Here is a 14,800-nt window from a genome sequence, read left to right as displayed (position 1 = left end):
TTTTGCACCATGGCAAAACAAGATGATATTTTTAAGAATGTTATTTCGCATGCAAAAGAGTATGGATACATTTTTCCATCTAGCGAAATATACGATGGTTTAAGCGCAGTATATGACTATGCTCAAAACGGTGTAGAATTAAAGAGAAACATTAGAGAGTACTGGTGGAAATCCATGGTACAAATGCACGAAAATATTGTAGGAATTGATGCCTCAATCTTTATGCATCCAACCACTTGGAAAGCTTCAGGTCACGTTGATGCATTCAACGATCCTTTAATTGACAACAAAGACAGTAAAAAGAGATATAGAGCAGACGTTTTAATTGAAGACTACTGTGAAAAAATACACCAAAAAGCATTAAAAGAAATTGAAAAAGCGAAAAAGCGCTTTGGAGAGGCTTTTGATGAGGAGCAATTCATTGCAACTAATCCACGTGTTGTAGAGTACTACGCAAAGAAAAAAGAAATTTTAGAGCGCATGGCTCGCGGTTTAGATACTGGAGATTTAGCGGATGTAAAAGCGCTAATCGAAGAGTTGGAAATTGCAGATCCTGACACAGGTTCTAAAAACTGGACTGAAGTACGTCAGTTCAACTTGATGTTTGGTACTAAACTTGGGGCTTCTGCGGATACAGCGATGGATTTATACCTTCGTCCAGAAACAGCTCAAGGTATTTTCGTTAACTTCCTAAACGTTCAAAAAACGGGACGTATGAAGATTCCTTTTGGTATTGCGCAAACAGGAAAAGCATTCCGTAACGAAATCGTTGCGCGTCAATTTATCTTCCGCATGCGTGAATTCGAACAAATGGAAATGCAATTCTTCGTGAAACCAGGAGAAGAGATGAAATACTACGACTACTGGAAAGCGACGCGTTTAAAATGGCATTTATCTTTAGGTTTAGGAGCGGAAAATTACCGTTACCACGACCACGAAAAATTGGCTCACTACGCCAATGCTGCTACTGATATTGAATTCAACTTCCCATTCGGATTTAAAGAATTAGAAGGAATTCACTCGCGTACTGATTTTGATTTGAAAGCACATGAGCAATTCTCTGGTAAGAAATTGCAGTTCTTTGACAATGAAACAAACTCTTCTTATGTTCCTTATGTAGTAGAAACATCAGTAGGATTGGATCGTATGTTCTTATCTGTATTCTCTAAGTCACTACAAGAAGAGACCTTAGAAGATGGATCAACGAGAACGGTATTAAAATTACCTGCGGTATTAGCACCAACAAAAGCGGCAATCTTCCCCTTAGTGAAAAAAGATGGTTTACCTGAAATCGCTCAAGAGATCATTGAAGACTTGAAATGGGATTTCAACGTAGCTTACGATGAAAAGGATGCGGTAGGACGTCGTTACCGTCGTGCAGATGCGTTGGGAACTCCGTTCTGTATTACAGTGGATCACCAAACCCTAGAAGACAAAACCGTAACAATCCGCCACAGAGATACGATGAAACAAGATCGCGTGGCAATTGCTGATCTTCGAAACATCATCAACGAAGAAGTGTCGATGAAAAACTGGTTAAAGAAAATGATCTAATTTTAGATGATTATACATACAAAAGCCTCTCCACATAACGGAGAGGCTTTTTTTATTTCAAGTGTTTCTTAATGTAGGTTAAGTCCTTATCATTCAGAACATCCGTATCTTTGCGTTATTGATAATCACAAAATATAACCGATATGAAAAAAATAGCTTTATTCGTTGTAGCTGCCTTATTTTCAGTTACTTCATTTGCACAAACAAAATGGAATGTCGATCCGATGCACTCCTTCTTAAACTTCTCAGTGAAGCATTTAGGAATTTCTTTTGTAGATGGTCGATTTGACAAATACGAAGGAACTTTTGTAGGAAATCCTGAAGATTTAACGAAAGGTACCTTCAACTTTACAGTAGATTTAAACAGCATTAACACCAGTGTAGAAATGCGTGACAATCACTTAAAATCTCCAGACTTCTTTGATGCAGCAAAATATGCTTCGATGAAATTTGACAGCAAGTCAATCAAAAAAACGGGGAAAGATAAATATGAGTTAGTAGGAAACTTAACTATAAAAAATAAAACTAAACCGGTAACCTTTCAATTGACTTATGGTGGTTTGTTAGCAGATGATGGAAATGGAAATACAAAACTGGGTTTCCAAGCCACTACGACAATTAACCGTTTTGACTTTGATGTAGCCTATGATCCAACAGGACAGGCGATTGGAAAAAACGTTGATATTACAGTGAATTTAGAATTTAGTAAGGCTAACTAATCCTTTATATATCTTTAAAATGAAAAGGGTCTGCTCTGTGTAGCGGACCCTTTTTTTTATTTATATTTCATCATTTTCAATTACTACTAGATTATACGTTACATGTTCAACGGCTGCATTGCGAATTCGATCTGCTACTTTAGAGACTGATACTGGGGAATAAGATTTGAACATCCCCATTCGATTTAAAAAAGTCAAGATTTTTACTCCTATTTCTTCTCCTTTGCGCTTGGAATTTGGCCGAATCAGCGAACTTGGTCTAATGATAATCGTTCGACTAAAATGCAATTGAGCAATGGCTTGTTCAATTCGCCCTTTGAGATAGAGATAAAAAACCTTACTGCGGTAATCTGCTCCTTTTGATGAGACTAGAACGAACGTTTGCATGGATTTTGCCTTGCAGTATTTGGCAAATTGAACCACATAGTCATAATCAATATGCCATTGGTTGGTTTTTCCTCCTGCTTGCTTTTTAGTGGTTCCCAAACAGCTAAACGCGACATCTCCTTCTATGAGATGGTGCCATTGTCCCATTTTCTCAAAATCAACGACATGGCAAATCAGCTTCGGATGTTGAATATCCCAAGGGTTTCGCACGAAAATTTCGACAAAATGATAGCGCTCATCACACAATAGTTGACGGACTAATACTTTTCCAACGGCTCCTGTGGCGCCAATAATTACAGCTCTCATCTTAGTAAATTACAAAAAAAACTTCATGAATTTATTTCTTTTTTGAATTTTATTGGTTTACTTCATGAATCTACAGCTTAGATCCGTGGCTATTCTTCGAAGATACCTGAAACATAGTATAACCTCCCGCCGAGCATTTCAAAGGTAGAATCTTCATAATGTTGCTGTTGCTGTCCACTTGGATCCTTGAAATAAGCGCGAAAAACAATGCGCAAATCGAAAACTGAAACAATCTCCAATCGCACCCATTGGTTTTCACTTGCCCATTGCAAAATGGACTTCTTACTATACAAATGACGTAAACTCGGATGTGTTGTTTCGATCAGGTATTTCGCATTAGCCAATACATAAGCAGTATAACGCGAACGCATTAAGGCTTCTGCTGTTGTTGGAACCTGTTTTCCTTTGAGAAAAGGCATACAACAAGTTTCGAGTGTAGATCCACTTCCACAAGGACATTCCATATCGTTAGTCTTTCAGTTGTTGTTCTAAATCTGCTACGATTTTTTGCATCTTGGCCAATCGCACTAAGTCTTCGTCTATATCCGTCGAATCAATCATCCTCTTTAGTTGCCCTTTTATTTCATCGGCTAATCGCTGTGCCTGCTCCTTCTTTCCTTGTTCTACCATTTGCTTTAAAATGATTATTAACTTTTCCATGACTTTATACTTTTTGCTTATACTATACAAAGATATTGGTTGCTTTCATTTAAATCCGTTTTTTCTTGCTGGTATTTCTGCTATTTTTAGGTAAACGAATCTCCCATTTCCATGTTCAAAAATCTTATCAATCTATTTTTTCCGAAGAGTTGTCCTGGGTGTGCGACAATTCTCCTTACACAAGAAAATCTATTGTGTACCGCATGTCGCACAGCCCTTCCCTTTACGGATCAACACTTGTCTACTACTAACGAGGCTCTAGGTAAATTCTACGGAAAAGTCAGAATACAACATGCAAGTTGCCTGCTTTACTATGCAAAAAACGGAATTGTTTCCAACCTTCTGCATCAGTTGAAATACAACAACCAACCGAAAATCGCTTTTGTACTTGGTCAATTATATGCTGCATTATTAGCTGAAGCGCAAGCATGTCCTGATGCAGATTTCGTCGTAGTTGTGCCCATGCATCGAAAAAAAATCCGACTACGCGGATACAATCAAGTGGATGGATTTGCCACCGCTCTGACACAACAATTTCACATTCCCGTCCACCCTACGGTATTAATCAAAGTTGAACAAACAACCTCACAAACAACAAAATCGTTTCAGGAACGCATCACCTCCAAACCAACTGTTTTTCAGTTGCAATCAACACCGGAGCTGACGGGTAAACACTTTCTCTTATTGGACGATATCTTAACGACAGGAAGTACTTTAGAAACTTGTGCCAGGCTATTGTTACAAATCCCTGATAGCAAGGTCAGTATTTTGTGTTTAGCTTACACAAAGTGAAGTTTTTAGTGGTCGATATTTTCTAAGTAAAAAATATAATTGTTACTTTGCCTTTTCAAAACAAAACTATGTCGAAGTTTCGTCTTTATTTTTTTGCGTGTTTACTCGTTTTATGTATAACTTGTTTTTCAAATTGTGCTAAAAGAGGGTATATTTCTGGTGGTCCTATGGATACCTTACCTCCTGTTGTATTAAAAAGCTATCCCGAAAACTATTCGATTAACTTTGATAAGGATGAGATCCGAATTGAGTTTGATGAGTTTGTCAAATTAAAAAATGCCAATCAGAACTTAATTGTATCTCCTCCATTGAAGAACAATCCTGAAATTTTGCCTATGGGAAGTCCAAAGAAAGTCATGACCATTAAATTAAAGGATACCCTACGCCCAAACACCACGTATAGTTTTAATTTTGGAGATGCGATCACCGACAATAACGAAGGAAACGTATTGCCTCAATTTAAATACATCTTCTCCACAGGGAGCTATATTGACTCGCTTAAACTTGAAGGAACCATACAATCTGCACACAAGTTGAAAACAGATAATTTTGTCAATATCATGTTGTACGATGCTGCTTCGTTTAAGGATTCAACAATCTACAAAGAAAAACCGTTGTATATCACCAATACACTCGATTCCCTAACGACTTTCTCTATTGAAAATATCAAAGCGGGAACTTATTATGCGGTTGCTTTAAAACAAAAGACAAACAATTATATGTTCAACCCTGATCAAGATAAAATTGCATTTATCCAAGATACCATTGTGATTCCTACGGATAAAAAATACAACTTGGTCTTGTTTAAATCAGAAGAGAAATTTGCGGCCAAACGCCCTGCTCAAATTTCGGAAAACAAATGGTACCTGCCTTATAAAGGAAATAAAGATGGCGTAAAAGTAAAAGTCTCTAAAAATGACAGTTTAATCCAAAGTATTTACACCCCATTAGAAGGAAAAGACTCCCTCCAAGTGTGGTTTCCCAAAGTCATTGCCAATTCGATACACATAGCAGTTAGCAAAGACGACTACTTAGAAACCTTTACGGTTCGTCCTCGATTAAAGATAAAGGAAATCGATACATTAAACATCACAGCAAAAAATAACATAATTGATTTTAAGGAAAATTTCACCTTGAAATCGACTACGCCAATTACCGCCATAAATAAGAGTTTGATTCAAATTATCAACAAAGATTCTCTCCCTGTTTCTTTTGAAGTTCAAGAGCTGTTAGCAGAGCAAAAAGTGGCTTTAGTCTTTGATAAAAATCAAGAGGAATTGTATTCAATTCAACTTTTGCCACAAGCCTTAACTGATTTATTTGGAAAGGCTAATGACACCTTAAAATACGCGTTAAAAACGACAAAACACACGGATTATGGAAACTTAAACTTGAAGTTGAGTTCCGTAAAACGCTATCCAATTATTGTGGAACTCATCGACGAACAGGAAAAAGTACACGCTACTCAACTAGTCAAAGAACCGCAAGTCGTTCCGTTTGATCTGTTGCCTCCGCGTAAATATTATGTTCGCATCATATATGATGACAACCAAAACGGCAAATGGGATACCGGTTACTATTGGGATAAACGCCAACCTGAAGAAACTTTTTACTCCAAAGAGCCCATTGACGTACGTGCCAACTGGGATATCAATCAGGATCTAGACTTGAACTAGTTTATTCCTTCTTGATTACTGATAGCAAGTACCTTATAAGTATAATATAACAAAGACACCTCTTGATATAGAAAATTAAGAGGTGTTTTTTTATGTCGTGGATTTTGCTACTTGTATTATTTCTTGCTTTGAATGGCTTCTCTAAGAATATTTTTTTTACCCCAGTGTAAATATTTAACTAAAAAAAGAAAACAACCCAAAAAACAAAACTTCAACTAACTGTAAATCTATCAGTTACAAACGTAGTTAAATTATTATTAAAATAATTTTTTCACACTTTCCTGCTATACATTTGGTCTAACAAAATTAAAATTTAATCCACGATGAGATTAACAAAAATGACTTTAGCTATCGCATTTGTAGCTATCGCTTTCGCTTCTTGTAAAGACCAAAAAGAAGCTCCTGTGACTGAAGAAACAACAACTACTGAAGTAGTAGAAGAAGTTACAGCACCTGTGGCTGTAGACACTCAAGTATTGGTTGCTTCTTGGACACAACCTAACCCTATTAATGACAAAGAAGTACAAGGTTTCGAATTAAAAGAAGACGGAACAGCTGCTTCAATTAATATGGCTACACTGAAAACAAACAAGTGGTGGGTAGAAGGAGATAAATTGTTCTTAGCGCAAGAAAGCATCGGTAATGGTACGTCAAGTGTTGACACTGTATCATACCAATTTGAGGTGGTTGATGGTACAACCTTAAACCTAATTAACGGTGAGTCTAAAGACTCTTTCACTAAAAAATAATCTTTTTTCGAGATTTAGTAGATGAAAACAAAACAAACTGTACTCGCATTAGCTTTTGTAGCTCTTGCATTCGCTTCTTGTAAAGATCAAAAAGAAGCAACCGTAGTGGAAGAAACTACAACAGTAACAGAACAACCCGCTCCAGAAGTGGATGCTGCCCAAGCATTAGTTGGAATTTGGACACAAGCGAACCAAGCAAATCCAAGTGTACAACAAGGCTTTGAATTGAAAGCAGACGGGGCAATGGTGGCTGTAAATGATCCAGCCCTGGTATTTACCAAATGGAAACTAGTGGATAACACCCTTGTTTTTGAAAGCGAAGTTACCAACAACGATCCTGCTTCAGTAAAGGTTAGCACCTTAAAATATGAATTGGCAGAGGGCAAAACCCTTACACTTGAAGTTGAGGGAACTATCCAAGCCTTTACCAAACAATAATAAAACACATCCTTTTACTAACAAAAAGCTACCCAAAAGGTAGCTTTTTTTGTATGCTTAACGTTCTTTCTCCTTTACTTCAATGTGATCTGCGTCTTTTAGAAAAGCAAATCTATTTCTCGCTTTATCTTGCACTGCTTTATCTAACGTACAATATTGTATAGTTATCCCTTCTTGAGGTGCTATGACATACTGCCCCATATAATCAATGACTTGAGAATGTCCAGTATATTGATTGTCATTTTGATCCTCCCCACAGCGATTTACCCCTACCACATAGCTCATATTTTCAATAGCCCGTGCTTTAAGAAGTGAATCCCAAGCATAGATGCGTTGATCTGGCCAACTCGCTACATAAAGTAGCAAATCATACACTTCACCTACATTTCGGGCAAAGGCAGGAAAACGCAAATCGTAGCAAACCAACGGACAGATATTCCACCCTTTATAATGGACAAGTAAGCGTTCCTTTCCAGGCGCATAAACTTTTTCTTCTCCTGCAAGCGAGAATAAATGTCGCTTGTCATAGGTTTTGAATTCGCCCGTGGGCCAAATAAAAAACAAACGATTATAATACTGTTCTCCTTCCTTGATTACAATACTGCCTGTTAAGGCAAAATCAAGCGATTTACAGCGCGATTGCAACTCTTCGATAAACTTGTCTTGCATCGTCATAAAAACGCGCTCAGGGTTCATGGTAAAGCCTGAAGTAAACATCTCAGGTAATACCACCAAATCCGTTTCAGGTTCTATTTGATTCAATTGCTTCAGAAAGAAAGCCGTATTTTGCGGTACATCCTCCCAAACTAAAGGAGCTTGAATTAATGCTAGTTTCATAATCGACATTTAGATCTGACCAAAAGTACGAAATACTAAGTAAAGTAACTTTACAACAGCAAAAACTGATTTACCGACTATCAAAAACACCTCCTACGAACGCTATTTTTTTTCCTTCCCACAAAACTCAAGGTATTTGTCCAATAGCTGTTGGATAAATATAAAATTCTCTCCACTTTGGTACAAATATTTTGCCTCTCTTCGCTTCTTACCTTTACCCATTTCTGCATCAATGAAATTTGACTGATTGGCTTTAAAAGCATTTACTGCTTGTTTATATTCTTCTTTATAGTTAGAAGCATCCAAGTAATTCTTTTGAATATAAACACGGAATTCTTCACAATCTGGATCAAGCTTCATTAAGGTTTGCGCCAATTTTTTCTTTTTCTTAATACCATCGTCTACAAGAAAATAGTAATCTGAATTAGCTACAGGGAAAAGAAAAAAATCATTTGCATATTTACCATTTACAAAAAGGTGACTTTGAACAAAAGCCAGGTCTTTATACTTTACCAATGGATAATAATCCACAAAATATTTATCAGAAAAAGTGTCTTTGTTCTTCAATTGACGAATTCGAATTGGAAAATATTCTTTGTATATCACTTCTTTTTTTCCAACATCTACCAAAATTGAAGTAAAATCACTAGAGGAAACTAAACGATAGTCTGCTGCACCATCATTTTTAAATTTAATTTCATCAGGATCATTAGACCTAACCTTAAAAAGAGGGCTATTTTCTTTTACGGTTCCAACTTCTCGGGTGCCATTTTTAAAGTTTATTATCGCTTTTGCAGTAAGTCCATCATAAACATTGAGTCCAAATTGTGCATAACTAGCCAAAGAAGTACAGACAAATAGGATACTTAGTAGTAAGGTTTTCATTAAATTATAAAATATTATGTTAATAGGCGCCAAATATAATTTAATGATAGTAAAAACAAAACAAAGGCTAATAAAAAAAGCAGCACAAATTGTGCTGCTTTTTCCTTTTTCAAAAAAATATTAAAATCCTTTATAAGGCTGCTTTTAAGTATTCTCTGTTCATACGAGCAATATTCTCAAGAGAAATACCTTTTGGACATTCTACCTCACAAGCACCTGTATTCGTACAGTTACCGAAGCCTAAAGCGTCCATCTCAGCTACCATGTTCATTACGCGGTCTGCTGCTTCTACTTTACCTTGTGGCAACAAAGCAAACTGAGAAACTTTTGCAGAAACGAATAACATAGCCGATGAGTTTTTACACGTTGCTACACACGCTCCACATCCAATACAAGTTGCAGCGTCAAAAGACTTATCTGCATCGTGTTTAGGAATAGGAATAGCGTTAGCATCCTGTGTATTTCCAGAAGTATTTACAGAGACAAACCCTCCTGCGTGTTGAATTTTATCAAAAGCAGTACGGTCCACTACTAAATCTTTAATTACAGGGAAAGCTTTTGCTCTAAATGGCTCAATGTAAATTGTATCACCATCTTTAAACTTTCTCATGTGTAACTGACAAGTAGTAACTCCTCTATCTGGTCCGTGTGCTTGTCCATTAATAAATAATGAACACATTCCACAAATACCTTCACGACAATCGTGGTCGAATGCTACGGGATCATCCCCTTTCTCGATTAACTCATTGTTTAAAACATCAAGCATTTCTAAGAAAGACATATCAGGAGAAACATTGTTTATTTTATACTCAACGATTTTTCCTTGTTCTTTAGCGTTTTTTTGACGCCATATTTTTAATGTAAGATTCATCTGTATCGAATTTTTACAACAAGATATGATTCAAGAATCAATACCTAATATTATTTATAACTACGAGTTACTAACTTAATATTTTCATACACCAAGTCTTCTTTGTGTAGAACAGCGTCTCTAGGATTTCCTTTGTATTCCCATGCAGCAGCATAAGCAAAGTTCTCATCATCACGTTGCGCTTCTCCTTCTTCTGTTTGGTGTTCTTCGCGGAAGTGTCCTCCACAAGATTCTTCACGGTGTAAAGCATCTTTCGCAAATAATTCACCTAACTCTAAGAAATCGGCAACTCTAAGTGCTTTTTCTAACTCTTGGTTAAAGCTTTCTGCAGTTCCAGAAACTTTCACGTCTTTGTAGAATTCTTCTCTCAATGCAGCAATTTCGTCCATCGCTTCGTTTAGACCTTGTGCATTACGAGCCATACCTACTTTATCCCACATGATTTTACCTAACTTTTTGTGGAAATAATCTACTGAATGCGATCCTTTATTATTCATTAAGTGATCGATCATATCTTGTACATTTTTCTCCGCAGCCACGAATTCTGGTAAATCTGTTGGAATCGCACCTGTACGAATATCATCAGCTAAGTAATCACCGATTGTATAAGGCAATACGAAATATCCGTCAGCTAAACCTTGCATCAAAGCAGAAGCCCCTAAACGGTTTGCTCCGTGGTCTGAGAAGTTAGCCTCACCAATTACATAACATCCTTCAATAGTAGACATTAAGTTGTAATCTACCCATACTCCACCCATTGTATAGTGAACTGCTGGATAAATCATCATTGGTGTAGTGTATGGATCCTCATCTACGATTTTCTCATACATTTGGAATAAGTTTCCGTATTTATTCTCTACAACGTCTCTACCTAATTTGTAAACTAACTTCGCATCGTTTTCATTTAAGTGTTGAATACGCGCTTGTTCTTTTCCGTAACGCTCAATAGCAGAAGCAAAGTCTAAGTAAACAGCTTCACCTGTTGCGTTAACTCCATATCCAGCATCACATCTTTCTTTCGCTGCACGAGACGCAACGTCACGTGGTACTAAGTTACCGAATGATGGATATCTTCTTTCTAAGTAGTAATCTCTATCTTCTTCTGCAATTTGCGTTGGTTTTAATTTACCTTCTCTAATTGCAACTGCATCTTCCATTTTCTTTGGAACCCAAATACGTCCGTCATTACGCAAAGACTCCGACATCAACGTTAATTTTGATTGGTGGTCTCCTGTAACCGGGATACAAGTTGGGTGAATTTGTGTAAAACAAGGGTTAGCGAAGAATGCTCCACGTTTGTGTGCTTTCCAAGCCGCAGTAACGTTTGAACCCATTGCGTTTGTTGATAAGAAGAATACGTTTCCATAACCACCCGTAGCAATAACTACTGCGTGTCCTGAATGACGTTCAATCTCCCCATTAATTAAATTACGAGCAATAATTCCTCTTGCTTTTCCATCTACTAATACTAAATCTAGCATTTCATGACGGTTATACATTTGAATTTTACCACGACCGATTTGACGGTTCATTGCAGAATAAGCTCCTAATAATAATTGTTGACCTGTTTGTCCTTTTGCGTAGAACGTACGAGAAACTTGTGTTCCTCCAAAAGAACGGTTGTCTAATAAACCACCGTACTCACGTGCCAATGGCACACCTTGAGCCACACATTGGTCAATAATATTGGCTGAAACTTCAGACAAACGGTGAACGTTTGCCTCACGTGCACGGTAATCTCCTCCTTTTACAGTATCATAAAATAATCTGTGGATTGAGTCACCATCTCCTTGATAGTTTTTAGCTGCGTTAATCCCCCCTTGTGCTGCAATTGAGTGCGCACGACGAGGTGAATCTTGATAACAAAATGCTTTTACATTATAACCAAGCTCTGCCAAAGTAGCAGCAGCTGATCCACCTGCTAATCCTGTTCCAACAACAATAACATCAATGTTACGTTTATTCGCAGGGTTAACTAATTTAATGTGGTTTTTATAATCAGACCATTTCTTATCGATTGGTCCTTGAGGTATCTTTGAATCTAATTTCATAATCAATTTCTTTAGGACTATTTAATAAAGTGAATGTATAATGGAATGATTGCAAACAAAGCTGGAACTAAGTATGCAAATGCATAACCTAACCCTTTAATCAAACAGTTATACTTTGGATTATTTATCCCTAAAGATTGGAATGCACTTGCAAAACCATGAGATAAATGGAATCCAAGAACAATCATTGCGATTACATATAAAATTGTGCTAATCAACCCTGTAGAAGGATCTTTGAAAAACTCAATTGTAATTTTATGTAAATCTTTGTAACCATCTGCAATTTTTAAGTCCATGCCTTTTTGATAAAACGCAGTTCCCTTAATTTCCAATTGTCCCATTTCAACCGCTCTTACGTCGATGGGTTGCTCTTGAACAGTTTTGTAAATTGTAATTGGCTCTTCTTGGCCTTCTACTGTTACTTCAATTGTTTGCAAAGGCATAGTCGTAAAGTGCATTTTAGCCCAGAAATTAACCATGTGCGTTACAATAAAAACTAACAATAAAGTTCCCAATACCGCCATATTACGAGAAGCCCATTTACTGTTTGCACCAGCATTGTTCTTCGCATATCCAATAGGACGAGCTTTTTTGTTTTGAACCGTAAGAACTATACCATCAATCGCGTGGAAAAGGATTGAGATATAGGTAACATAAGATAATACTTTTACAGCTGGATTAGTTGTCATGAATAAGGCATACTCATTGAATTTTGACGCATCCCCAAAAATCAACTGAAGATTCCCTATCAAGTGACCAACTAAAAACACGCATAAAAATAAACCAGTAAGAGACATCCAATATTTCTTTGCAATGGATGACTTTAAAAGTGCAGATTTTGCCATAATGTAATTTTAATTGTTTTTCTTGAAAAAATCTCTCAAAAATACACCTAATTAACGTTATCCACAATGTGTCAAGGTTTATTTATATTGAATATAAACAAAGTTTTTTGCCTTATTTTGCTTAAAAAAAAACTAGATTGGAACTAGATTTAAGACCAAATAGTATATTATTTTAAAAGATTCTAAAACGACTTTAAAATATTCGCATCTATAACAAGAATAAAGTCCGCTAATCCGAGATTGAGTTTTTCGAAATGCTCTACCTGATCCGCCTCAACCATCGTAATTGTTGCCACTTTCAACTGTGGAGCATCGTTTTTCAAGTACCAAAATATCCCTTCATACTTGTTACTGTGGTATGATCCATTATAGTGAACAAATAGTTTATCCTCTTCTATGTTAGTCTGAATGAAATGGGCCATGGTTGCATCTTTAATCGCTTGCGCCTTAGGTAAATTTTCGTTCACGTGATCGGCAGCAAACATCGTCAACATCTCTTTATAACCAGGTAATTCAGGATCATACGGAAATGGGAGAGGTGCAATCCATGCTTTCTCTTCTATTTTTAGTGTATCTAATGCCTCCATTCCACCTTTAAACAACAAGCTTGCATAGCGACGGGGAACATTAGTCGCCACAAAAGAAAGTTTATTTTGTTTGGCATATTCCACCAAGGGACGGTAATCTCCTTTATAGTTATTCCATAAACGCACCTCTTTTTCAAATTCTTCTTCTGCTATTTTTCCCTTCACATAGTTCGTCAATCCATCTTGATTATCAGCTTCAAACATCTCCGCTCCCAATACAAGTTCGCGTTTTTCTCCCAAACTTTGCGTCACCTTTAATTGCAACCAATGCCCCAAAGAATTATTGTGGTATTCTCCAAACAAAACGACATCAGATTTACCCAAGGTATTAATCATCTGTTTATAGGTTACTTTTTTGCCTTTTGCATTGTAAATTTGGTAAGGTTGTCCGTTACTTGCAAAAACACTTCCAACGAATAGAGCGATTAATACGCTATAGATATATTTCATTTTTACTCTGTTTATAAGCCTCAAAGATAATTCTATTTGAGTAATTTAGAATAAATAAAAATAAAAATACCTATCAACAAAAGGCAATTCTAGGACATAAAGTTTTTTTTTCGTTTTGCAACCTTTACTTTTGCTTGCACAACAAAATACATCTAATGATTTCGAAATCGTTACTATACAAAAACATTCAAATTAATTATTACGATAGCGGAAAAGGCAATACGTTAATTTTTCTTCATGGATTTCTAGAAAACGGAAAAATGTGGAAGTATTACATGGATCATTTCGCTACTAAATACCGCGTAATAAGTATGGACTTATTGGGACATGGGGGCACGGGATGTTTAGGTTATATCCACAGCATGGAAGATATGGCAGATGCCGTTCACGCTGTAATTTCCCATTTGAAACTAAAAAGAGTAACGCTAATTGGACACTCCATGGGAGGATATGTCTCCTTGGCTTTTGCTGAACTGTACCCCGATCATGTCAAACGAATTATTTTAATCAACTCAACAGCACGTGCTGACAGTCCAGAACGCGTACAAAATAGAGATCGAGCCATTGACCTCATCAAGAAAAATGCACCCATGTTCATCACTATGGCAATCAACAACTTATTTGCTGATCACATCAGGCCACAATATGAACAAGAGATTAATCACACTCGAGAAGAAGCCCTAAAAACGGCAACGCAAGGCGTTATTGCAGCCTTAGAAGGAATGAAAACGCGAATAGACAGAGAAGTGTTGTTGCACTTTGCTCCTTATTCAATTGCTTTTATATTAGGCAAATCGGATCCTGTGATGCCTTATCAAGACACTATCGATCAAACCCTTGGTACCAAGGCAGAAGTAATAACCTTAGAAGGAGGCCATATGCTTCACATTGAACAAAAAGAAGCCCTTAAGCAACATCTTAGTGAGCTAGTAAAGATCTAAGTGACAGAATAAATTAATAAAAAAATCGAGGATAGCATATGCTCTCCTCGAT

Annotated in this window: 16 protein-coding genes; 7 read left to right on the top strand and 9 right to left on the bottom strand. The window is 36.8% G+C overall.

Annotation, left to right across the window (positions count from 1 at the left end; all coding sequences use genetic code 11):
• The first annotated feature begins 9 nt into the window (after positions 1-9).
• Entirely contained in the window at positions 10-1,554 is a 1,545-nt protein-coding gene (locus tag FBR08_RS07365) for a glycine--tRNA ligase (protein ID WP_158962141.1), read from the top strand.
• 143 nt (positions 1,555-1,697) lie between these two features.
• Entirely contained in the window at positions 1,698-2,273 is a 576-nt protein-coding gene (locus FBR08_RS07360; protein WP_158962140.1) for a YceI family protein, read from the top strand.
• A 60-nt stretch (positions 2,274-2,333) separates the two neighbouring features.
• Here FBR08_RS07360 and FBR08_RS07355 read toward each other — a convergent pair whose 3' ends face one another.
• The 3 genes from FBR08_RS07355 to FBR08_RS07345 all read right to left on the bottom strand — a co-directional run bounded on the left by FBR08_RS07355 (position 2,334) and on the right by FBR08_RS07345 (position 3,626).
• On the bottom strand, positions 2,334-2,966 hold the full coding sequence (locus FBR08_RS07355; protein WP_158962139.1) for an NAD(P)H-binding protein: 633 nt from the start codon (positions 2,964-2,966) through the stop codon (positions 2,334-2,336).
• A gap of 89 nt (positions 2,967-3,055) precedes the next feature.
• Positions 3,056-3,430, bottom strand: coding sequence for a YchJ family protein (locus FBR08_RS07350; protein WP_158962138.1), 375 nt, complete (start codon positions 3,428-3,430; stop codon positions 3,056-3,058).
• Between the two features lie 4 nt (positions 3,431-3,434).
• On the bottom strand, positions 3,435-3,626 hold the full coding sequence (locus tag FBR08_RS07345) for a hypothetical protein (protein ID WP_158962137.1): 192 nt from the start codon (positions 3,624-3,626) through the stop codon (positions 3,435-3,437).
• A 111-nt stretch (positions 3,627-3,737) separates the two neighbouring features.
• Here FBR08_RS07345 and FBR08_RS07340 point away from each other — a divergent pair, with 111 nt between their 5' ends.
• The 4 genes from FBR08_RS07340 (at position 3,738) to FBR08_RS07325 (ending at position 7,281) form a co-directional block, all read left to right on the top strand.
• The gene (locus FBR08_RS07340) at positions 3,738-4,418 is read left to right on the top strand and encodes a ComF family protein (RefSeq protein ID WP_158962136.1); all 681 of its coding nucleotides are present in this window, start codon (positions 3,738-3,740) and stop codon (positions 4,416-4,418) included.
• A gap of 167 nt (positions 4,419-4,585) precedes the next feature.
• On the top strand, positions 4,586-6,094 hold the full coding sequence (locus tag FBR08_RS07335) for an Ig-like domain-containing protein (RefSeq protein ID WP_233266280.1): 1,509 nt from the start codon (positions 4,586-4,588) through the stop codon (positions 6,092-6,094).
• A gap of 323 nt (positions 6,095-6,417) precedes the next feature.
• Positions 6,418-6,843, top strand: a complete 426-nt coding sequence (locus FBR08_RS07330; RefSeq protein WP_158962134.1) for a lipocalin-like domain-containing protein — start codon at positions 6,418-6,420, stop codon at positions 6,841-6,843.
• A gap of 21 nt (positions 6,844-6,864) precedes the next feature.
• Positions 6,865-7,281 (top strand): lipocalin-like domain-containing protein, encoded by a 417-nt coding sequence (locus tag FBR08_RS07325; protein WP_158962133.1) that lies wholly within the window; start codon positions 6,865-6,867, stop codon positions 7,279-7,281.
• Between the two features lie 57 nt (positions 7,282-7,338).
• Here the strand turns inward: FBR08_RS07325 and FBR08_RS07320 are convergent, their stop codons facing one another.
• The 6 genes from FBR08_RS07320 to FBR08_RS07295 all read right to left on the bottom strand — a co-directional run bounded on the left by FBR08_RS07320 (position 7,339) and on the right by FBR08_RS07295 (position 13,807).
• A complete protein-coding gene (locus FBR08_RS07320; protein ID WP_158962132.1) occupies positions 7,339-8,118 on the bottom strand; it encodes a nitrilase family protein in 780 nt (259 codons plus the stop codon).
• Positions 8,119-8,220: 102 nt separating this feature from the next.
• Positions 8,221-9,003, bottom strand: a complete 783-nt coding sequence (locus FBR08_RS07315; RefSeq protein ID WP_158962131.1) for a hypothetical protein — start codon at positions 9,001-9,003, stop codon at positions 8,221-8,223.
• Positions 9,004-9,133: 130 nt separating this feature from the next.
• A complete protein-coding gene (locus FBR08_RS07310) occupies positions 9,134-9,874 on the bottom strand; it encodes a succinate dehydrogenase/fumarate reductase iron-sulfur subunit (protein WP_158962130.1) in 741 nt (246 codons plus the stop codon).
• Between the two features lie 50 nt (positions 9,875-9,924).
• On the bottom strand, positions 9,925-11,925 hold the full coding sequence (locus tag FBR08_RS07305) for a fumarate reductase/succinate dehydrogenase flavoprotein subunit (protein ID WP_158962129.1): 2,001 nt from the start codon (positions 11,923-11,925) through the stop codon (positions 9,925-9,927).
• A 17-nt stretch (positions 11,926-11,942) separates the two neighbouring features.
• Entirely contained in the window at positions 11,943-12,770 is an 828-nt protein-coding gene (locus tag FBR08_RS07300; RefSeq protein WP_158962128.1) for a succinate dehydrogenase cytochrome b subunit, read from the bottom strand.
• Between the two features lie 182 nt (positions 12,771-12,952).
• The gene (locus tag FBR08_RS07295; RefSeq protein ID WP_158962127.1) at positions 12,953-13,807 is read right to left on the bottom strand and encodes a ChaN family lipoprotein; all 855 of its coding nucleotides are present in this window, start codon (positions 13,805-13,807) and stop codon (positions 12,953-12,955) included.
• Positions 13,808-13,962: 155 nt separating this feature from the next.
• On the opposite strand from FBR08_RS07295, the gene FBR08_RS07290 reads away from it, so the two are divergent.
• Positions 13,963-14,748, top strand: a complete 786-nt coding sequence (locus FBR08_RS07290) for an alpha/beta fold hydrolase (RefSeq protein ID WP_158962126.1) — start codon at positions 13,963-13,965, stop codon at positions 14,746-14,748.
• Positions 14,749-14,800 lie beyond the last annotated feature (52 nt).

Source organism: Myroides fluvii (assembly GCF_009792295.1).
GTDB classification, from domain to species: domain Bacteria; phylum Bacteroidota; class Bacteroidia; order Flavobacteriales; family Flavobacteriaceae; genus Flavobacterium; species Flavobacterium fluvii_A.
Note: the sequence above shows the minus strand (reverse complement) of the source record. Positions and strands in the feature narration are given on the sequence as shown.